The 18,203-nt window shown below is 69.3% G+C and carries 17 protein-coding genes and 2 pseudogenes; 7 read left to right on the top strand and 12 right to left on the bottom strand.

Going from position 1 to position 18,203, the window contains the following annotated elements; all coding sequences use genetic code 11:
- The first annotated feature begins 820 nt into the window (after window positions 1–820).
- On the top strand, window positions 821–1,684 hold the full coding sequence (locus tag IEY95_RS47450; protein WP_229703843.1) for a pyridoxamine 5'-phosphate oxidase family protein: 864 nt from the start codon (window positions 821–823) through the stop codon (window positions 1,682–1,684).
- A gap of 63 nt (window positions 1,685–1,747) precedes the next feature.
- Here the strand turns inward: IEY95_RS47450 and IEY95_RS47445 are convergent, their stop codons facing one another.
- Both IEY95_RS47445 and IEY95_RS47440 read right to left on the bottom strand, forming a co-directional pair.
- Window positions 1,748–1,999 carry a hypothetical protein gene (locus tag IEY95_RS47445; protein ID WP_189192560.1) on the bottom strand — a complete coding sequence of 84 codons (252 nt, stop codon included), beginning with the start codon at window positions 1,997–1,999 and terminating at the stop codon, window positions 1,748–1,750.
- 473 nt (window positions 2,000–2,472) lie between these two features.
- Window positions 2,473–3,681, bottom strand: coding sequence for a L,D-transpeptidase (locus tag IEY95_RS47440; RefSeq protein ID WP_189192596.1), 1,209 nt, complete (start codon window positions 3,679–3,681; stop codon window positions 2,473–2,475).
- A gap of 470 nt (window positions 3,682–4,151) precedes the next feature.
- Between IEY95_RS47440 and IEY95_RS47435 the strand changes: the two genes are divergently transcribed.
- Window positions 4,152–4,565 (top strand): CoA-binding protein, encoded by a 414-nt coding sequence (locus IEY95_RS47435; protein WP_189192595.1) that lies wholly within the window; start codon window positions 4,152–4,154, stop codon window positions 4,563–4,565.
- Window positions 4,566–4,686: 121 nt separating this feature from the next.
- Here IEY95_RS47435 and IEY95_RS47430 read toward each other — a convergent pair whose 3' ends face one another.
- Together IEY95_RS47430 and IEY95_RS47425 are read right to left on the bottom strand one after the other, a co-directional pair.
- Window positions 4,687–4,989 (bottom strand): type 1 periplasmic-binding domain-containing protein, encoded by a 303-nt coding sequence (locus IEY95_RS47430; RefSeq protein WP_189192559.1) that lies wholly within the window; start codon window positions 4,987–4,989, stop codon window positions 4,687–4,689.
- Window positions 4,990–5,197: 208 nt separating this feature from the next.
- A pseudogene (locus IEY95_RS47425) lies at window positions 5,198–6,034 on the bottom strand (RNA repair domain-containing protein); the annotation flags it as partial.
- Window positions 6,035–6,346: 312 nt separating this feature from the next.
- Between IEY95_RS47425 and IEY95_RS47420 the strand changes: the two are divergent.
- Window positions 6,347–8,545 carry a hypothetical protein gene (locus IEY95_RS47420; protein WP_189192557.1) on the top strand — a complete coding sequence of 733 codons (2,199 nt, stop codon included), beginning with the start codon at window positions 6,347–6,349 and terminating at the stop codon, window positions 8,543–8,545.
- Window positions 8,546–8,866: 321 nt separating this feature from the next.
- Here the strand turns inward: IEY95_RS47420 and IEY95_RS47410 are convergent, their stop codons facing one another.
- Window positions 8,867–9,172, bottom strand: coding sequence for a GNAT family N-acetyltransferase (locus tag IEY95_RS47410; RefSeq protein ID WP_189192556.1), 306 nt, complete (start codon window positions 9,170–9,172; stop codon window positions 8,867–8,869).
- 166 nt (window positions 9,173–9,338) lie between these two features.
- Entirely contained in the window at window positions 9,339–9,812 is a 474-nt protein-coding gene (locus IEY95_RS47405) for a MarR family winged helix-turn-helix transcriptional regulator (protein ID WP_189192555.1), read from the bottom strand.
- Between the two features lie 109 nt (window positions 9,813–9,921).
- On the opposite strand from IEY95_RS47405, the gene IEY95_RS47400 reads away from it, so the two are divergent.
- From IEY95_RS47400 to IEY95_RS49980, 4 genes and pseudogenes are all read left to right on the top strand, one after another.
- Window positions 9,922–10,971, top strand: coding sequence for an LLM class flavin-dependent oxidoreductase (locus IEY95_RS47400; RefSeq protein WP_189192554.1), 1,050 nt, complete (start codon window positions 9,922–9,924; stop codon window positions 10,969–10,971).
- Entirely contained in the window at window positions 10,964–11,995 is a 1,032-nt protein-coding gene (locus IEY95_RS47395) for an LLM class flavin-dependent oxidoreductase (protein ID WP_189192553.1), read from the top strand. The genes IEY95_RS47400 and IEY95_RS47395 overlap by 8 nt, the downstream gene beginning before the upstream one ends.
- A gap of 4 nt (window positions 11,996–11,999) precedes the next feature.
- Complete coding sequence (locus tag IEY95_RS47390; RefSeq protein ID WP_189192552.1) at window positions 12,000–12,749, top strand: NADPH-dependent F420 reductase; 750 nt, start codon at window positions 12,000–12,002, stop codon at window positions 12,747–12,749.
- Window positions 12,750–12,816: 67 nt separating this feature from the next.
- Window positions 12,817–12,909: pseudogene (locus IEY95_RS49980) on the top strand (aldehyde dehydrogenase family protein); the annotation flags it as partial.
- A gap of 69 nt (window positions 12,910–12,978) precedes the next feature.
- Here IEY95_RS49980 and paaE read toward each other — a convergent pair.
- From paaE to IEY95_RS47360, 6 genes are all read right to left on the bottom strand, one after another.
- Window positions 12,979–14,097, bottom strand: a complete 1,119-nt coding sequence (paaE, locus tag IEY95_RS47385; RefSeq protein WP_189192551.1) for a 1,2-phenylacetyl-CoA epoxidase subunit PaaE — start codon at window positions 14,095–14,097, stop codon at window positions 12,979–12,981.
- A complete protein-coding gene (gene paaD, locus IEY95_RS47380; protein WP_189192550.1) occupies window positions 14,097–14,642 on the bottom strand; it encodes a 1,2-phenylacetyl-CoA epoxidase subunit PaaD in 546 nt (181 codons plus the stop codon). Before paaD ends, paaE begins: the two co-directional genes overlap by 1 nt.
- Window positions 14,636–15,469: a 1,2-phenylacetyl-CoA epoxidase subunit PaaC gene (gene paaC, locus IEY95_RS47375; protein ID WP_189192549.1), complete on the bottom strand. Its 834-nt coding sequence runs from the start codon at window positions 15,467–15,469 to the stop codon at window positions 14,636–14,638. The genes paaD and paaC overlap by 7 nt, the downstream gene beginning before the upstream one ends.
- A 9-nt stretch (window positions 15,470–15,478) precedes the next feature.
- Window positions 15,479–15,781 (bottom strand): 1,2-phenylacetyl-CoA epoxidase subunit PaaB, encoded by a 303-nt coding sequence (gene paaB, locus IEY95_RS47370; RefSeq protein WP_189192548.1) that lies wholly within the window; start codon window positions 15,779–15,781, stop codon window positions 15,479–15,481.
- Complete coding sequence (paaA, locus tag IEY95_RS47365; protein ID WP_189192547.1) at window positions 15,778–16,764, bottom strand: 1,2-phenylacetyl-CoA epoxidase subunit PaaA; 987 nt, start codon at window positions 16,762–16,764, stop codon at window positions 15,778–15,780. The genes paaB and paaA overlap by 4 nt, the downstream gene beginning before the upstream one ends.
- Window positions 16,765–17,227: 463 nt before the next feature.
- Window positions 17,228–18,106 carry an alpha/beta hydrolase gene (locus tag IEY95_RS47360; protein ID WP_189192546.1) on the bottom strand — a complete coding sequence of 293 codons (879 nt, stop codon included), beginning with the start codon at window positions 18,104–18,106 and terminating at the stop codon, window positions 17,228–17,230.
- Between the last annotated feature and the right edge of the window lie 97 nt (window positions 18,107–18,203).

Genomic DNA, 18,203 nt, shown 5'->3' with positions numbered 1-18,203 from the left:
TGCGAGGGGGGGCAGGGGCCACCAGCACGGGGGACAGCATCGTGCCTGTGGCCGTCACCAGCAGGCTTGTGCGCCTGGCGCCCTCGGCAAGCCGCAAGCCGAGCTGGTCGACCGGCACCACGAAGGGCTTCGCTGGCACCGGCTGTTCCGTGCCGGATTTTCTGACGTTTCTTCATCTTTGGTCGGAGGTCGTCGGGCAGAGGTCGTCGGGCAGAATCCGTAACGCCCTTTCCGGTGCTTTATGAGCGACCGCATGGGACGGGATTCTCCTCGGATGCGAACAGCACAGCATGAATCGGGGGTTACAGCATGAATCGGGGGCTTGCGGATGCGCCGCAGAACGGCCTCTTGTGCATCCCTCCTCGCCGGGTATGGTCTGAACTCGGCTCGGCCAGGCGGTCGTGTGCTGTGGAACCGTGAGGATTTGTCAGCCCGGGGCGGGAACTCGGCCCGGGTGATGGGATTCCCGGCTGTCTGCCCGAGGAGGTGGCATGGCGCGACAGGCTGCTCGCAGGGTGAACCGGGGGCTTCGACCACCACGCCGGCCGACGGCGGCAGCTGCGGCGGAGTCGGGGTGTCCGGCAGTCTCCGACGGCTCGACGAATGGCCTGTCCGGCGAACTGCACCGCGTCGTAAGGCAATTCGGCCGTGGCATGCCTGTGACGCTGTCCGTCCGGATCGCCGGCCATGATTCGCAGTGGCGTTGCCACGCTCGCGCGGGTCGGTACCCCTCCCAGCGGAAACGGCACGACTCCATCGAAGAACCGGTCGCGGCCATGCCAGGCCACGGCAAGAGCGTCTGAAGGAGACACGGAGGAACGTGGACGGGCAGCTGAACCTGGACGGGCACCCGGGCCGGGACCGGAACGAGGATCCGGGTCGAGAACCAGCCCCCGGGCACGCCGACAACGGGGCGGCCGCGTCCAGGGCCGAAGGCGCCGACCTGGTCCGTGGGGACGACGGTGCTCCGATTCAGCACCAGCGGGCCCTCGTACCAGGCGCCCGCCGCGTCCGCCCCTCCCGCCACGACCGCCCGGGAAGTGACGGCGAGCACAGGCTCCAAGAGCACATGGGCACCGGCGACCGTGCCGACAAGTTCTACGACGAGCAGGTGCTCGACCGGCTCAATCCGCGGATGCGGGAGTTCGCGGTGCGGCAGGAGATGTTCTTCCTTGCCACATCCGACCGCCATGGGGAGTGCGACAACACCTTCCGGGCCGGACCCGCCGGCTTCATCCAGGTCTTCGACGACAGGACGCTGGCCTACCCCGAGTACCGCGGCAACGGCGTCCTCGCCAGCCTCGGCAACATCCAGGAGAATCCGCACGTCGGCATTCTCATGATCGACTTCCTGCAGGACCGGGTCGGCCTCCACGTCAACGGCCTGGCCCGTGTCGTCCCCGACGAAGAGATGCGCCGCGAGCGTCCGGACCTGCCGGTCGACCCCGTGCCCGGCCGCCGGGCTCAGCTGTGGGTGGAGGTAACGGTGGAAGAGGCGTACATCCACTGCGCCAAGCACATCCCGCGTCTTCAGAAGGTCCCGGCACGCGGGGACCGCGCGTGGGGTACAGACGACTACAAGCGCAAGGGCGGTGACTTCTTCGGCGCGGCGGCAGAGGCAGCCGGCCGCGCTCGGGACGAGCGCCCGCGGCACGAGGCCGGCGATCCCCTGTCAGGGGCATAGACCTTGCCTCGAGCGTCCAGGTCGGCCGGGAGGACCTTGTGACCAGAGGCGTCCCTGGGGCGATCACGCATTCCTGGCCGTGTCGTGGGCGGAGGCGCAGGAGATGCCCTCGCGGTTGAGCAGGACGGCGATGGCCTCGTCACTCATGCCGTCGACGTACAGGGTGAACAGGCGCAGGGCGACGGGGCCGGTTGCGGGGTCGAGTTCAGTTTGTGCAGGTGTTGTCCGGCCGCTGCCTTGGCGGGGTTTGGGGTGGGGGCCGGAGTCGGTGACCTGGTAGCCATGGAGGAGGCGATTGAAGTCGCCTGCCGACATGCCGAGTTGGAATCGGTGTGCGCACGGGTGGCGGGCATGTCCAAGCCCCTCTGCCTGGGAGCCCTGTTCATCGCGCTCATCGTCGTGAGCACGGTCGTCGCGCTCTTGTGGCGTCACGGCTGCCGTGTCTGACCGGCGACGATCGTGCTCGCCGCCGCTATGCTCCTCGGCTGTGTGGTCAGCCGATCCATCGGGCTGCCTGGGGCGACAGACGACATGGGCAACTGGCTGGATGCCCTGGGCCTGGCGTCGCTGTTCATCGACGGCGTGGTGGTGCTCCTGGGCGTGTCGGCATTCACGGAACATCTCCCCGTGAGGCGGCAGGCGGGCAAGCGGAGCGTTGACGACGTGCGAGGACTCCCCGGGGCGAGGGCTGTTCGAGCGCCCTGACGCCGCAGGCGGCGGCCGACATGGTGTCGGCCGCCGCCTGGCGGGAGGGATTCAGGTTCAGATGCGTGCAGAGTGACGTGGCGTCAGTGGGTCGCGCTCCCCGCGACCCACTCGCTCCACGGCATGTTCCAGTCGCTGAGGCCGTTGCCCGGGGCCAACATGGTCTTGTCCGCGGAGTTCTTGATGATCACGACGTCACCGATCATCGAGTGGTTGAAGAACCACGCGGCGGGCTGTCTGCTGTCGCCGCCGCCCCTGACGTCCTTCAGACCCACGCAGCCGTGGCTGGTGTTGACCTTGCCGAAGACCGAGTCGGCACCCCAGTAGTTGCCGTGGATGAACGTGCCCGAGTCGGTCAGGCGCATGGCGTGCGGTACGGCCTTGATGTCGTACGAGGGCTTGCCGTCCTTCTCCGTGAGGCCGACGGTCGAACCGTTCATATGGATCTGCCTGAACTTCTCGGAGATGACCATCTGACCGTTGTACGTCGGGTGCTCGGGGCTGCCGGAGGAGATCGGGATGGTGTTGATCGTCTTGCCGTCCCGTACGACGGTCATCTGCTTCGTCTTGGCGTCGACGGTGCTGATCTGGCTCCGGCCGATCTTGAACGTGACCGTCTTCTGGATGCCGTGGCGGTTGAGCTCGACGGTGACGGTGGAGCCGGGCTTCCAGTAGGTCTCGGGGCGGAAGTCCAGGCGGTTGTCGTTGAACCAGTGACCGACGACCCGCTGGCCGCTGCTGGAGCTGACCTGGATCTGCGACTCCACGGCGGCCTTGTAGCTGATCGCCCTGTCGAAGGAGACCGTCACCGGCATGCCCACGCCGACGGTCGAGCCGTCCTCGGGGGAGAGATGCCCGATGAAGTCGTTGGCCGGGGAGACCGTGGTGATCGTGGCGTTCCCGGTGGCGGAGCGACCCTCGGCGTCCTCGGCCTCTGCGGCGACCTGATACTTGGTGGCCCGCTCCAGCGGGCCGTTCGGCTTCCAGGACGTGCCGTCCGCGGACAGGGCGCCCGGAATCTCGGCACCGGTCGCGACGGCGGTCATGGTCACCTTGGTGAGCTTGCCGTTACTGACGGTGGCTTCGACGGGGTCGTTGATCCCGACGCTGTAGGCACCTTGCCCGGGCGTGATCTTTATTCGGGCGTCGGAAGCGTCCTGGGCGCCCGTCTTATCTACCTGCGCCTGCGATGTCGGGTCATTCCCGGGTTCGTTGTCGCTGGTGGCAGCGTTGCTGGTCCCGCCGAGGGCCGTGAGTGCGAGTACGCCGCCGAGTACGCCGGCCGTAGCCATCAGCCCGGTGCGTCGCTTACGTGCCGTGATCAAACGCTTCTCCCATGCCACTCATCGCTGAATCCCTGGAGCTGGTTACCCGAGGAGTGCAACCGGCTTGGAAGAACCATTTTTATGCATTCATCCGTCTCGAAGGGAGTAAATGTGGCGAATTCCACGCGTCCCGAGAGCGTCGCCGAGGCTCTGCTCGACGGCCGGATGGCGCGTAGTCGATCTGCTCTCGCCGATCGGTGCAGGCCATGGCAGGGACGCTGCGATGGGTGTGGTGCCGGTCACGGGCGACAGCCCGCACAGCTGGAGGCCGGCGTCGAGGGCAGCGGCAACGCCTTCACTATTGCATACAGTATTCCGACAGGTTAGCGTCTACTCATGCGACTGACGACGTCCACGGACTTGGCACTCTCCATGATCAGGCGGTTGGCGGTAACTGGTGCGGAACTCACCACGGCAGGGCGGTGCCGGGCATGACGATTTATGGCGATGACGCGACAATAGGGAAGATTCTCACCGCCGCCGGAGACACCTGGGCCGTGGTGGGCCTGTCCGACAACCCCGAACGGGCCGCTTACCGCGTGGCCGAGAAGCTGCAGCGCATCGGCAAGAGGGTGGTGCCCGTGCACCCAAAGGCCGAGACGGTGCACGGTGAGCAGGGCTACGCCACCCTTGCGGAGATCCCTTTCCCGGTGGATGTGGTGGACGTGTTCGTCAACTCCGCCCTCGCCGGAGGCGTCGCCGATCAGGCTGTGGTGATCGGCGCCAAGGCGGTCTGGTTCCAGCTGGGCGTCATAGACGAGGCCGCCTACGACAGGACTCGCGAGGCCGGCCTGCTGATGGTGATGGACCGCTCCCCGGGACGGGAGATACCCCGACTGGGGCTGGGCTGACGCTCCCCAGCCAGCCACTGCGCGATCACATATCGCTCACATTCCCAGGAACCGGGAGTCAAGGCGGCGGTGACGACGCCGTTCTCGTCGTCGTACCGGACGATGTGGCGCATCCCGCGCTTCAGAAGTGCGCGATGCAGCATGTGCGCGTTGTCGACGCAGCTGGGCTGCTGGGCTCCCAGCGGTCCACGAAGCCTGCGGCGCGGTCTGTACTGGTGCCGGGGTGGGGCTCGCCCGCGATCACGGCGAGCCTGCGGTGGCCGAGGGCGAGGAGGTGTTCGGCGGCCGGTCGGCCGCCGAGGCAGTCGTCGCAGGTCACCGAGGGGTGGGCGCCCGCGCGGCGGTTGACCAGGATGTAGGGGACACCGCGCGTGGCGATCTCGTCGAGGAACCTGCCGTCCGCATGGGCGTTGACAAAGATCATGTGGATGGTGGCGAACACCAGGTCGGACCGGCGGCGTACGAGGCCCCCACAGGTCCTCCGTACCGCCTAAACCGATGAGAGCGGACGCGGCCTGGTCTGGGCCGGGCAATCTCTGCCGTGGCTATGTGCCTCACCTGTCGGTGATCTCGGAGAGCCAGGCCGTGTCGTCCGGGCCCGGCGCTTCGGGGGCAGGCGCGGGCAGCCGGCGGACTTCTCCCGTGCGCAGGGCGACCGTGGCCCGCGGCCGCATCGGCCCGTCGCCTCTGCGTGAGAGCAGGACGAGTTCCCAGACTGTCGCCGTCATGACGTCGAGCCGGGTGGCGCAGTCGGCGGTGACTCGCCGCGGATCCCGGGTCCGGCCCAGGGACAGATGTGGGGCGAAGCTCTTGGCGGGCCCACGACAGCGCGGGAACCGCTGCTGCAGTACGCGGTGCAGGTCCGCCCACGGCGCCTCGCCGGCAGCCGTCGGGTCGAGCCACACGGTGAAGTACGCCCTGTGCCGGAAGGTGCGCACCCCGTCCAGCCGGGCGGTGAAGACCGGCGTCTCGGCCGTCGCCGCGGCGAGCAGCGGGGCCGCCCGCTCGAAGTCGGACTCCGGCACGAAGCCGAAGAGCACATTGACGTGCGGCGGCCAGCGGTGGATCTGTGGATCGTAGTCCCGGCGGATGTCCTGGATCGGCGGCCACAGCTCCGCGGGCGGGATCCAGGCCACCGCCGTGCGGGCCGTCGGGGACATGTCGAGGACGCCGGCGGGCTCGCCCCTGCCGGAGACCGTGTCGAAGCTCAGGTCCGCTTGCGGGTCCCGCACCCGGCCGGAGCGCGACGCGTCGATGCGGTCCACACCCGTGGCCCGGTCCCAGACCACCTCGCCGTCCGCCTCGATGAACACCACCCGGTGCCACGGGATGTCGCCCCCGGGCACGAAGGAAGACAGCGGGATGCGTTTGACGGCATCCCCGCGCTGGCTGATCCCCAGCACGAACCGGCCCGGGTCGAACCGCGGGTCCCAGCGGACCCGGTGATAGATCTCGTCGCTGGTCTGCATCACGCCTCCTCTCCCGCCTTCACACCTTCTCTTCCTCCAGGGTGCCGCCCACCCTGTCCTCTTCTCTTCCTCCAGGGTGCCGCCCACCCTGTCCTCGACGGTTGTTCCGCTCGCACCGTGACGCATCAGGTGTGGTGCGCCTGACGGGGGACGGCACAGAGAACCAGTGCGCCTGCGTGGTGAGTACCCGCGGCAGCACTGCCGCACCTGTTCTCGGCGTCCTGTCGGTTCTGGGACCGGCTTGTTCGTCACGGCCGGTAGCGTGGGCAACGAGACAAAGCCCTACGAAGACAAGAGCGGGAAACCATGCGGATGATCTTCAATCCCGCGGAGGAGAACGAGTACGAGGCCGTTCGTGGTCTTCTTGTCCGCAGGTTCGAACGGTGGGCCAGGGAGAACGGGATCGACGCCGATCCGTACGTCGTCGAAGCCGCGCTGGACTACCGCCATCTCGGTACGCCGGACGGCAGGCTGGGACTGTGGGACCAGCGGTACATCGAGGAGTTCCTGCTCGACTGGGTTCCGCGGACGGTGACCGTACTCCCCGACGAGCAGTCCGCCGATGCGCCGGGCACTCTGCGGTGCCTGCTGCGGTATCTGGACGACGTCCATCTCGCCGATCCCCGAGGGGCGTCCCTGCCCGAGGTGCTGGAGGCCGTCGACGCGGCGGCGCCCCGCTACGCGGAGGCGATGGCCGACCGCAGCCTCTGGGGCCTGGCGAAGTTCTGGATCACTACTGCCGCTGAGCAGGGCGTCGACGTCCACGACGAGCAGGCGTTGCAGGACTTCGTGGGGCGGGCACAGGGTGGCGAGGTGCCCTACGACCCGAAGGTGCTTCAGACCATCGTCGAGCGGCACATGCGGAGTTCCGGGCCCGTACGGTCCGAGCCGCAGCTTCCGGTCGCGCTCCCGGGCGACGACGTCCTGCGAGAGCAGGCCGGCCGGTCGCCGGTCCTGCGGCAGCTGCGCGGCCTGGCCGAGTGGGCGGGGCGCGACCGCAGAACGCTCACCGGTTCCGGCAGACTGCGTCTGTCAGATGCCCGGGAACTCGTAGAACGGCTGGACACCGGAGACGACACGGACTCGGTCCGCTCGTCCGCGGAACTGTCGCGCCTCAACCTCCTTGTGGAGTGGGCGAAGAAGGCCAGGCTGATACGAGTCGCCAAGGGGAGGCTGTACGCCGTGGCCAAGGCCGAGCCTGTGCTGAACGACCCGCTTGCACTGTGGCGGCGCGCATTCGACGCGTTCCGTGAGCTGCCGAGCCCAGTGAGGGGCGGGCGTAGCGGCAGGTACGGAGGATCCGTGCTGTTCGACGAGTACGACATGTACGACGTCGTCCTGCCCGACGTACTGGCAACCCTCTACAGCCTGCCGTACCCCATGCCCTGGCCCCGGCTGCGGGACACCGTCCACCTCGCCTACCGCTCGAGCTTCCTGCCCGAGGTCTTCGCCACGGGGTCCATCGGGTTCGAACAGGCCGATGACGATCTGCGCACCGTGCTGGGTGTTTTGGAGGACCTGGGGGCGATCGAGTGCCACCAGGGGATGGCCGACCCTGTCTTTGCGGCTCCGGCGATGAGCGAGAACGACCTCGAGGGGTGGGCCGGAGTACCCACCGAGGACGATGACGACTTTGAGACGCCGTCCGGCATACTGCCAGGGATGCCGACCGGACTTGCCGGGCTGCTGGACGACGCCCTGCCGGGCGGGACTTTGTCGAGTGACGCCCAGTTGGACGGCGCCCCGCCCGATGACGCCCTGTTGAGCGACGCTCTGCTGGATGACGAGGCCACCCTGTGGGCCCGGAAAATGAAGTCCGAACTGAGCTCGGGCCCGGTCGAGTTGATCCGTCTCACTGACCTCGGAACGGACTCCGTGCGCCGTCGGCTGCTGGCCGAAGGCCGGGATGCGCCCTTGATCGGCGAGCTTGCCCAGGCCTCGCCGGCCGGTTTGCTGGGCGTCCTCGCCGATCACTACGATCCGGAGTCCGCCCGGGCGGAGCTCGCCGCGTGGATCGCCGTCCACGGCGACCGGTCCGCGGCGCTGGAGCAGCTCGTCTGCGGGGTGCGGACCATGCCGTTCCGTACCCGGGCCGAGGCCATGCTGGACGTCCTCGTCTCGACGCTCGACGACGGGGAGTTCCTGCTGCGAAGCCTGCGTTCGGACCCGTCGCTGGCTCCCACGGCGCTGAGCCTCCTGGCCCGCCGGGAGATTCTCACCCCCGAGGACCTCACGGAGCCGGAAAGCCTGCTGATGGTCGCTGAAAGCCTGTTGCAGCTCTGTGAGGCGACCGGCGCCGACGGCGTGAGCGAGGTACTACGCCAACAGGGTCGCGAGGCCGAAGAGGCCCTCCGGGCCGCTCTGGCCTCCGGTCACCCGGACCGGGAGGGCCTCGCGGACCTTCAGGCTCTCGCCGCGCGTGTGCCCCGGGAGCGCAAGGTCCACGTCGGCCTTGTTCAGCAGCGCGGCCACCGAAAGAACGGCAGACAGGGCGGCAGGCGGCGCCGCTGAGGACCTGGCGCTCCTGACGCTCACGGGCGACGTCGGCGGCTGGGTGACCGCATGACTGGGATGCCGGCTGCCTCGCTGGGCGTACATCCGCAGGGTGATGGCCGTACAGGAGCCCAGTGCGGACAGCAAGAGGCCCACGGGGGACGGCGCGGTGTCGGCGCCACCGACCGCGACGGGCTCGTCGGCGGCGACCGGGTGTCGGCCGGCCCGTATGTCCACCCGGTAGTCGGTATCGCTACTGGTGACGACGGCCGCAGCTGCCCGCACGTAGGTGATGGCCGCGCCGGCCGTGTGTCTCCGTCATCTCGGGGATCAACCGGCTCACAGCCCGAACCGGGCGCGCTCACCCTCGGGCACCAGGTCGACATATTCGGGGTGTTTGGAAATCCAGCCACGGATGTACGGGCAGAACGGAAGCACGGCAAGCCCCTGCTCCCTGGCCGCGTCGAGGGCTGCCCGAGCGAGTTTCCCCGCCAGGCCGCGTCCCTCGAAGCGGGGATCGATCTCGGTGTGGATGAAGGCGATCTCATCCTTGTAACGGTGATATTGGGCGAAACCGGCCATCTCCTCCGCTTCGAAGATTTCGAAGCGCGACTGGTCCGGATTGTCCGTTACCAGGGGTTCCATTACTCCTCCTCGGTTGCCGTCACGGATGGCGTCAAGTGCTTGTCCAGGGATCGTGATGCGAGCACACTCCCCCAGGTCCGGGCCGCTTCCGCCTCGACGCCGGCCGGCTCGCCTGTATGGGTCCGGACGTTGTACACAGTCCCGGCCGGTGGGCGGGGAGTCCTCCTCAGGTGTCGCGGGGCACCTTCAGGCGGGCTCGAAGCGCCCTCGCGATCTCTTCGGCCGCGGCGAGCTGTTCCGGCGTGAGAGGCGTCACGAACAGCTCATGTACGGCTCGCAGATGGGGCAGGGACGCGTTCCGGAACGCTTCCGAGCCCTGGGGTGTGAGTGCCACCTCGGCGCCTCGGCTGTCGGTGATGCACTCCTCACGCCGGATCAGTCCTCGCCGCTCCATGCGCCCGATCTGGTGCGAGAGTCGACTGCGCTGCCAGCCGATGCGGGCCGCCAGTTCGGAGGGGCGCAGCCGCCGCCCTTCCGCCTCTCGCAGTGCGAGGAGCACGGCGTAGTCGCCCGGCGACAAGGAGGACTCGCTCTGCAGGCGTGACGAGAGCTCGGAACGGAGCGCTTCCGTCGTCTCGATGAAGTCCCGCCAGATTCGCAATTCCTCAGCGGTGGGAAGTGCCTTCCGTTGCCCTGTCATGATGTCGCCGCCCTCTGTAGTTGACACGTCAATCATATGGGCGTATTGATTGACGTGTCAACGAACCTGGCCGTGCCGCACGGCCGGGGAGCGCTACAGGGAGGCGTCCATGACGGCCCAAGGCTTCGAACTGGGGCTCAACTCGTTCGGGGAGGTCGCGACCGATGGCGACGGCACACTGAGCGATGCCGAGACCGTTCGCCTGATCGTCGAGGAGGCCAAGCTCGCCGAAGCGGTGGGGCTCGATGTGTTCAGCGTCGGTGAGCACTACCGCGCCGGCCACAACGACAGCGCCACCCCCGTCCTGCTCGCCGCGATCGCCACGGCGACGGAACGCATCCGGCTCGGCACCTCGGTGACCGTGCTGAGCACGAACGATCCGGTGCGGCTGTACCACGAGTTCTCCACCCTGGACGCCGTCTCGAACGGGCGCGCCCAGCTCGTGCTCGGGCGAGCATCGGCCACGGAGTCGTTCCCGCTGTTCGGCTACGACCTCGCCGACTACGAGGAGCTGTTCGAGGAGAAGCTCGACCTGTTCATGCGTCTCCAGCGCGAGGAGACGGTGACCTGGTCGGGGGAGTTCCGGCCGCCGCTCGTCGAGCAGCAGCTGCATCCCCGGATGCCACCGGGCGGCATCCCCACCTGGATCGGTGTGGGCGGCAGCCCGAACTCCGTGGTCCGCGCGGCCCGTTACGACCTGCCGCTCATGCTGGCCATCATCGGCGGCCGCCCCCAGCGCTTCGCCGGCCATGTCGAGCTCTACCACCGCACACTCGAACAGCTCGGGCACGCCAGTCCGCCGGTCGCCCAGCACTCACTGGGGCTCGTCGCGGACACCGACGAGGAGGCGGTCGAGACCTGGTGGACGTACTGGCAGCCGGTCGTGGCCCAACTCGCCAAGGAGCGCGGGTTCTACCAGCCGACTCGTGAGCGCTACATGGCGGAAGTCGAGTCGGGCGCACTCTTCGTCGGCTCACCCGAGACCGTCGCCCGCAAGATCGCCACGATGGCCCGCGACCTGCGCCTGAGCCGTTTCGACCTCAAGTACGACGTCATGAACCTGCCCCGCGAGGCTCGGGCCCGCACCATCGAGCTGCTGGGCCGCGAAGTCGCCCCGCGGGTGAAGCAACTGCTCATAGAGGAGCCCATCCATGTCTGATCTCGTCTTCGGTCTCGACACGTTCGGCGATGTGCCGCAGGGCGACTCCGGCAACCCGGTGTCCGACGCGCGAGCCATCCGGCAGGTCGTCGACGAGGCCGTTCTCGCGGAGGAGACCGGCGTCGACGTCATCGCCCTCGGTGAACACCACCGCCCGGAGTTCGCGATCTCGACTCCGGAGACCGTCCTTGCCGGCATCGCCACGCGTACCCACCGCATCCGCCTGGCTTCCGGCGTGACCGTGCTGAGCTCCGACGATCCGGTCCGCGTCTTCCAGCGCTTCTCCACCGTGGACGCGCTCTCCAACGGCCGGGCCGAGGTCATCCTCGGGCGCGGTTCCTTCACCGAGTCGTTTCCCCTCTTCGGATACGACTTGAGCGACTACGACGTGCTGTTCGAAGAGAAGATCGAGCTCTTCGCCAAGCTGCTGGAGGAGAAGCCCGTCACCTGGAGCGGCACCAAGCGGGCTCCGCTCGAGGGCGCCGACGTCTTCCCCAAGACCGAGTCGGGGCACCTGACCACCTGGGTCGGAGTCGGCGGTACGCCCCAGTCGGTCATCCGCACCGCGCAGTACGGGTTCCCGCTCATGATCGCCATCATCGGCGGCACGCCGGAGCGCTTCGCGCCCTACATCGATCTGTACCAGCGCGCCGCCGACAAGTTCGGCACGACCGCTCATCCGGTTGGGATGCACTCGCCGGGCTTCATCGCCCACACGGACGAGGAGGCCCGGGAACTGCACTGGCCGCACTACCGGGTCATCCGCGACCGCATCGGCGCGCTGCGGGGCTGGCCGGCGATCCGCAAGGAAGAGTACGACGCCGAGATCGAGCACGGCTCCCTCTACATCGGCTCTCCCGAGACGGTCGCCCGCAAGATGGCCCGCGCCGTCAAGGCGCTCGGCGTCGGCCGGTTCGACCTCATCTACACCACGGGGGCACAGCCGATCAGCGCCCGCCTGCGCGCCGTCGAGTTGTACGGCACCAAGGTGATCCCGATGGTCCGCGACATCCTCGCGGGCTGACGCCATGAACGGAAAAAACGGAGAGAACGAAGAAAACATGGACACCATCGCCGTGCGCACGGTCGGCATCCTGGGTGCGGGGAAGGTCGGCACCGTACTGGCTCGACTCGCCCTGGCAGCCGACCATCGCGTGCTCATCGCCGGATCCGGCGACCCCGCCAAGATCGCCCTCACCGTCGAAGTCCTCACCCCCGGCGCTGTCCCGGTCACCGCCGCTCAGGCCGCGGCGGAGGCGGACGTAGTCATCCTGGCGCTCCCGCTCGGCAAGTACCGCAGCATTCCCGCCGAAGCGCTGCGGGGCAAGCTCGTCATCGACGCGATGAACTACTGGTGGGAGGTCGACGGCATCCGCGAGGACCTCACCGACCCGCTCACCTCCTCGAGCGAGATCGTGCAGGCGTACCTGCCCGGAGCGCGGGTGATCAAGGCGTTCAACCACATGGGATACCACGACCTCGAGGACGAGGCCCAGCCCGCGGGGACCCCGGGACGCAAGGCGATCGCGATCGCCGGTGACGATCCGGATGACCTCGCCACCGTCGCCCGCCTCATCAACGCTGTCGGCTTCGACCCCGTCATGGCAGGTCCCCTCGCCGAAGGGGTACGGCTCGAACCAGGCACCGAGCCTTTCGGCGCCAACGTCGGCGCCGGCGAACTGCGCGCGATGCTCGACCGCTTCCCGGAATCGGACCGAGGACGCACCGTGATCAGCGCGCGGACCGCTGCCGCGGCGTCGACCGAACGCGCCGCCTGACCCTCGCCCCCCTAGGTCAGCGTCCCGTCGACCGACGGGGCGAACCCCAACAAGAGGCCGGGCCGCCGCGGACCGCATCATCCCGCTCACGCTGGAGCTGGGCGGCAAGTCCCCCGACATCGTCTTCGCGGACGCCGACCTCGCCGCGGCCGGCCGCCCGCGTTGCCGTCTGCCGGAATCCGCGTGTCGACCCCCTCGGCGACGTCGGGACGGGGGACAGCGTCGCTCCTCAGCTGTCGAAGTCGACGGTCAGGGTGTCGGAGACAGGGTAGGTCTGGCAGGTCAGTACGTACCCCGCGTCCACCTCGGCCGGTTCCAGCGCGTAGTTGCGGCGCATGTCCGCCTCGCCTTCGGTGATGTGGGCGCGGCAGGTGCCGCAGACGCCGCCCTTGCAGGCGAAGGGCAGGTCGGGGCGGATCCGGGCTGCGGAGTCGAGGATGGTGACCTCGCGCGAGAGCGCGGAGGTCGTGGAGCGGCCGTCCAGGACGACGGTGACCTGGCTGACCGGTCCGTCGGCGCGGGGCTCCTCATGGCGTACGGTTCCCACCGGCTCCTCGCCCGCGAAGAAGAGCTCCTGGTGGATCCGGTCGTCCGGCACGCCCAGACCGGCCAGCACCCGCTGGGCGTCGAGGACCATGCCGTGCGGACCGCACAGCCACCAGTGGTCGGCGTCGGAGATGTCGACCAGGCCGTCGACGAGCGCGGCGAGCCGGTCGGCGTCCAGGCGGCCGGTCAGCAGCTCGGCCTCGCGGGGTTCGCGGGACAGCACGTGCGCGAGTTGAAATCGGGCGGGGTAGAGGTCTTTGAGGTCGGCCAGTTCGTCGGCGAACATCACGGAGTCGGTGCGGCGGTTGCCGTAGAAGAGGGTGACCCGGGACCGGTCGTCGGCGGCGAGGACCGACTCGGCGATGGAGAGCATCGGTGTGATGCCGGAGCCGGCCGCGACGAGCACGTGGTGTCCGGGCGTGGTGAGGTCGGGGGTGAAGGCACCGGTCGGGCCCATCACCTCGACGGTGGCGCCCGGCTTGACCTCTTGGACCAGCCAGGAGGAGAACAGGCCGCCGGGCACCACCCGGACGCCGATCCGGGGCCGGGAACCCACCGGAGAGCAGATCGAGTACGAGCGCCGCTCGTCCCGTCCGTCCACCTGGCGGCGGAGGGTGAGCGACTGGCCGGGCTCGAAGGCGAACTCCTGCGTCAGCTCGTCGGGGATGTCGAAGCTCACCGCGACCGCGTCCTCGCACAGCCGGTCCACCGCTGCCACCCGCAAGGTGTGGAAGGCCGGGCGGCGGCGCCTGCGCCGCACGGTGGTGGGGGCGGCGTCGGTGGGGGCCAACAGGTCCTCCATCAGATCTCCTTGACGTACTCGAACGGTTCGCGGCAGGCGCGGCAGCGCCACAACGCTTTGCAGGAGGTGGCGCCGAAGCGGGAGGTCTCCTCCGTGTCCGTCGCGCCGCAGCGCGGGCACGGCACCACCTGCCGGGTGGCGGACAGGACCAGCGGCACGGGCCCCGGGGCGGGGCGCGGGGCGGGTCCCGGGGGAGCGATGCCGTGCTCGGCGAGCTTGCGGCGGCCCTCGGGGGTGATCCAGTCGGTGGTCCACGGCGGGTCCAGGACCGTGCGCACCTCGACGCGCCGGTAGCCGGCGTCCTTCAGGCGCGCGGCCACCTCCGCCCGCATCTCGGACATGGCCGGGCAGCCGGAGTAGGTCGGTGTCAGGTCGGCGACGACCGTGCCCTCGGGGGTCATCGTCACCTCGCGCAGGACACCGAGGTCGGCGAGGGTGAGCATGGGCAGTTCCGGGTCGGGCACCTGCTCGGCGACGCGCCGGGCGCGGTCGGCATCGGCATCGGTATCGGTATCGGTATCGGTATCGGTGAGGACGGTCACCATGTCGCCTCCGGGTGGGCACGGGCCACGCTCTGCAGCTCCGCCAGCAGCGGGGCGAGGTGCTCGGTGTGGTCGCCCTCGCGTCCGGAACCGGCCGCCGACGGCGGCGCGTCCGGCAGCGACAGGCCCGCGGCTTCGGTGACCTGCCTCAGCACCGCGAGAACCTCCGTCCGCGCCTCGTGGGCGGCGAACAACTCGCCCAAGTGCGGCGCCACTTGGTCGATGGCGGCCTGCATCCGCCGGTGGGACTCCTCGGTGCCGTCGCCGAGCCGGACAACCCACTCGGCCGCGTACTGCCGGTGATACGTCAGCTCCTTCACGCCCTTGGCGGCGATGGCGGCGAGCACCGGGTCGGCGGAGCCGGCGAGCGCCTCGAAGTGGGCCAGGCGCCAGGACGAGAACACCAGCAGCCGCGCCATGGAGAACGCGAAGTCCCCGTTGGGCAGTTCGGCAAGGCGTACGTTGCGGAAGTCGTCCGCGTCGCGGAAGTAGGCGTAGGCGTCCTCGCCGCCCGCGGTGCCGTCGACCTGGCCGCAGCGGGCGTAGAGCAGGCGGGCTTGGCCGAGCAGGTCGAGCCCGATGTTGGCGAGGGCCACCTCCTCCTCCAGCTCCGGCGCGCGGGTGGTCCACTCGGCCAGGCGCTGGGCCGTGACGAGGGCGTCATCGGCGAGCGCCAGGCAGCACGCGGCCAGCTCCGCCCGGTCGACGTTCTCCGGAACGGCGGTGCTCACGCCGTACAGCGGGTCCTCGAAGCCGGTGCCGAAGGCCCAGCGGGCGTCGCTGTCGTCGTGTCCCTCGGCCAGGGACAGGTAGACGTGATCGTCGCTCATTGCCTGCTCCTAGATGTGGGGGACGTCGTCGGGGATGTCGTAGAAGGTGGGGTGCCGGTAGACCTTGTCGGCGCTGGGGTCGAAGAAGGGGTCCTTCTCGTCGCGAGTGGAGGCGGCGATGTGCTCGGAGCGCACCACCCACAGGCTCACACCCTCGTTGCGCCGGGTGTACAGGTCGCGCGCGTGGGTGAGGGCCATGCGGTCGTCGGCGGCGTGCAGGGAGCCGACGTGGACGTGGTTGAGCCCGCGCTTGCCCCGCACGAAGACCTCGTACAGCGGCCAGCCGTCCCTCTTTGCCTGCGTGTCGCTCATACCGCTGCTCCCTTGTCGGTCCGGGCGGCCTGCTTGGCGGCGTGCGCGGCTGCCGCCTCGCGCACCCAGGCGCCCTCCTCGTGCGCGGCCCGGCGCCGCGCCACACGGTCGGTGTTGCACGGCCCGTCGCCGGTGATCACCCGCTTGAGTTCGGCCCAGTCGGGGGTGCCGAAGTCGTGCCGGCCGCGCTCCTCGTTCCAGCGCAGCTCGGGGTCGGGCAGGGTCACGCCGAGCTTCTCGGCCTGCGGCACGGTCATGTCGACGAACCGCCGGCGCAGCTCGTCGTTGCTGTGCCGCTTGATCTTCCAGGCCATGGACTGCGCCGAGTTGGGCGAGTCGTCGTCAGGTGGTCCGAACATCATCAGCGACGGCCACCACCAGCGGTTCACCGCGTCCTGGACCATCTCGCGCTGGGCGTCGGTGCCGCGCATCATCGTCATCAGCAGCTCGTAGCCCTGCCGCTGATGGAAGGACTCCTCCTTGCAGATGCGCACCATGGCCCGCGCGTAGGGGCCGTAGGAGCTACGGCACAGCGGCACCTGGTTGCAGATGGCGGCGCCGTCCACGAACCAACCGATGACGCCGACGTCGGCGAAGGACAGGGTCGGGTAGTTGAAGATCGACGAGTACTTCTGGCGCCCCTCGATCAGCCGCTCGGTGAGGTCCGCACGGTCGGCGCCCAGCGTCTCGGCCGCCGAGTACAGATACAGCCCGTGGCCGGCCTCGTCCTGGACCTTGGCGAACAGGATCGCCTTGCGGCGCAGCGACGGCGCGCGGGTGATCCACTCGCCCTCCGGCTGCATGCCGATGATCTCCGAGTGCGCGTGCTGCGCCACCTGTCGGATCAGCGTCTTGCGGTAGCCCTCCGGCATCCAGTCCCGCGGTTCGATCCGCTGATCGCGCGCGATCGTCTCGTCGAAGCGCTCCTGAAATTCGGGCGGCGCGTCGTCCGTCGACGGCGACCCGGCCTGCCGTGCAGTCATCCCCATCACCTGTCCCTACCGACCGTTCGTTCGGTGCATGATATGACAAGTTCACGTGTCTGTGGAAGTGGAGGCCGCTCAGCGCCCCTCGAAGGAGGGAGGCGCACCGGCCAGGAAGGCGGTCACGGCTGCTGCCACGACCGACCGGCCCACGACCGTGACTCGCTACTGGAGGCCGCGGTCGAGGTCTTCGACGAGCGTGGTGACGACGGCACAGGCCGGGGGAGCAGGGCCAATTCTCACGGCGAGACAGCGTGGCGACCGCGACCGGCAGCCCCGGCAACCCGACGCGCCCCTGTGCCACTGCGGCCGTATCGTCAGCGCTCCGATCCCCCTCGGACACCAGCAAGATCCCCGCGGTTGATCGTCACAACCGCGGGGATCTTTTTGTGCGGTGGTCCCGTTCGACGGCGTGGTCGTCAGGCGTCGGCCGATGTGTCCGATTGCTCGCGAGCCCGCGTGATCATCTCGCCGTCCTCGTGGCGCACAGGCACTCCTCCAGGAATCCGAGGGCCCGCAGATGATACGAGCGCGCCGCCCAGCCGAGGCTGATGTTGTGCCCCGCGTCCGGCTGGCGGTCGACGATGACGCGTGTTCCGCCCAGCATGCGGGTCATCGCCGCCAGCGCTTCCTCGTCATGCCGCCACCAGGCTTCGTACTCCGCGAAGGTGAGGCGGACCGGTGTCCGTACGCGCCGCGCGATACCGGGAAACAGGCCTGGCCAGTCGGCTGCCTCGCCCCACTCCCGTTCCGGCATGGGGACCAGCACTGAGCGACTGCCGACGAAGGTGTTCGGCGGATACAGCTGCAGGGGCCCCCAGCTCAACCGGCGGTTGGCGAGGCTGTGCGGGTGGGGCAACTCGTCGGGGCCGACGGCGTACTGATGCCCGCAGCCGGAGATGTCCAGGCCGACGAGACGGCCGCCGGTGTCGTCGGCGGCGGCGGTCAGTGCGAGTTTGCCGCCGAAGGAGTGGGCCAACAGGAAGAATCCCGCGCCGATGCGGTGCTGCCGGGCGAAGGCGTCGAGTGCCGCGTGCAGTGTCACCGACTGCTCGGCGAGCGTCTGGCCTGCGGGGAACCGCGCGGCCGACAGACCGTAGCCGGGGCGGTCCAGGGCCAGCACCGTGAACCCGAGAGAGGCCCCGAGCTCCAACAGGGACAGTCCGGGGTGGGCCCGGCCGTCGAAGTATCCGGCCCGCGTACCCCCGCCGTGGACGGCCACCACGACCGCTCGGGGCGGCGTCTGCGACGGCTCGCTGAGCAGGCCGGACAGCGGTACGCCGTCGGCGTCGACGGTGATGTCGCGTACATTCCGGGTGACGCGGCTGAGGATCTCGCTCATGGGTACCGTCAGTCCTTGATCTCGCAGATGTCGGCGCCGGAGGTGACGGAGGCGCCGACTTCGGCGCTGAGGCCCTTGATGGTGCCGGAGCGGTGGG

Origin of the sequence: Streptomyces albiflavescens, assembly GCF_014645835.1 — a bacterium.
GTDB lineage: Bacteria > Actinomycetota > Actinomycetes > Streptomycetales > Streptomycetaceae > Streptomyces > Streptomyces albiflavescens.
Note: the sequence above shows the minus strand (reverse complement) of the source record. Positions and strands in the feature narration are given on the sequence as shown.

Bases quoted from the DNA above. Each gene is read 5' to 3' on its own strand.
- IEY95_RS47445 (WP_189192560.1), bottom strand. From the start codon at position 1,999: ATGTCGGCAGGCGACTTCAATCGCCTCCTCCATGGCTACCAGGTCACC.
- IEY95_RS47440 (WP_189192596.1), bottom strand. From the start codon at position 3,681: ATGGCTACGGCCGGCGTACTCGGCGGCGTACTCGCACTCACGGCCCTC.
- IEY95_RS47430 (WP_189192559.1), bottom strand. From the start codon at position 4,989: ATGATCTTTGTCAACGCCCATGCGGACGGCAGGTTCCTCGACGAGATC.
- IEY95_RS47420 (WP_189192557.1), top strand. From the start codon at position 6,347: ATGATCTTCAATCCCGCGGAGGAGAACGAGTACGAGGCCGTTCGTGGT.
- IEY95_RS47410 (WP_189192556.1), bottom strand. From the start codon at position 9,172: ATGGAACCCCTGGTAACGGACAATCCGGACCAGTCGCGCTTCGAAATC.
- IEY95_RS47405 (WP_189192555.1), bottom strand. From the start codon at position 9,812: ATGACAGGGCAACGGAAGGCACTTCCCACCGCTGAGGAATTGCGAATC.
- IEY95_RS47400 (WP_189192554.1), top strand. From the start codon at position 9,922: ATGACGGCCCAAGGCTTCGAACTGGGGCTCAACTCGTTCGGGGAGGTC.
- IEY95_RS47395 (WP_189192553.1), top strand. From the start codon at position 10,964: ATGTCTGATCTCGTCTTCGGTCTCGACACGTTCGGCGATGTGCCGCAG.
- IEY95_RS47390 (WP_189192552.1), top strand. From the start codon at position 12,000: ATGAACGGAAAAAACGGAGAGAACGAAGAAAACATGGACACCATCGCC.
- paaE (WP_189192551.1), bottom strand. From the start codon at position 14,097: ATGGAGGACCTGTTGGCCCCCACCGACGCCGCCCCCACCACCGTGCGG.
- paaD (WP_189192550.1), bottom strand. From the start codon at position 14,642: ATGGTGACCGTCCTCACCGATACCGATACCGATACCGATACCGATGCC.
- paaC (WP_189192549.1), bottom strand. From the start codon at position 15,469: ATGAGCGACGATCACGTCTACCTGTCCCTGGCCGAGGGACACGACGAC.
- paaB (WP_189192548.1), bottom strand. From the start codon at position 15,781: ATGAGCGACACGCAGGCAAAGAGGGACGGCTGGCCGCTGTACGAGGTC.
- paaA (WP_189192547.1), bottom strand. From the start codon at position 16,764: ATGACTGCACGGCAGGCCGGGTCGCCGTCGACGGACGACGCGCCGCCC.
- IEY95_RS47360 (WP_189192546.1), bottom strand. From the start codon at position 18,106: ATGAGCGAGATCCTCAGCCGCGTCACCCGGAATGTACGCGACATCACC.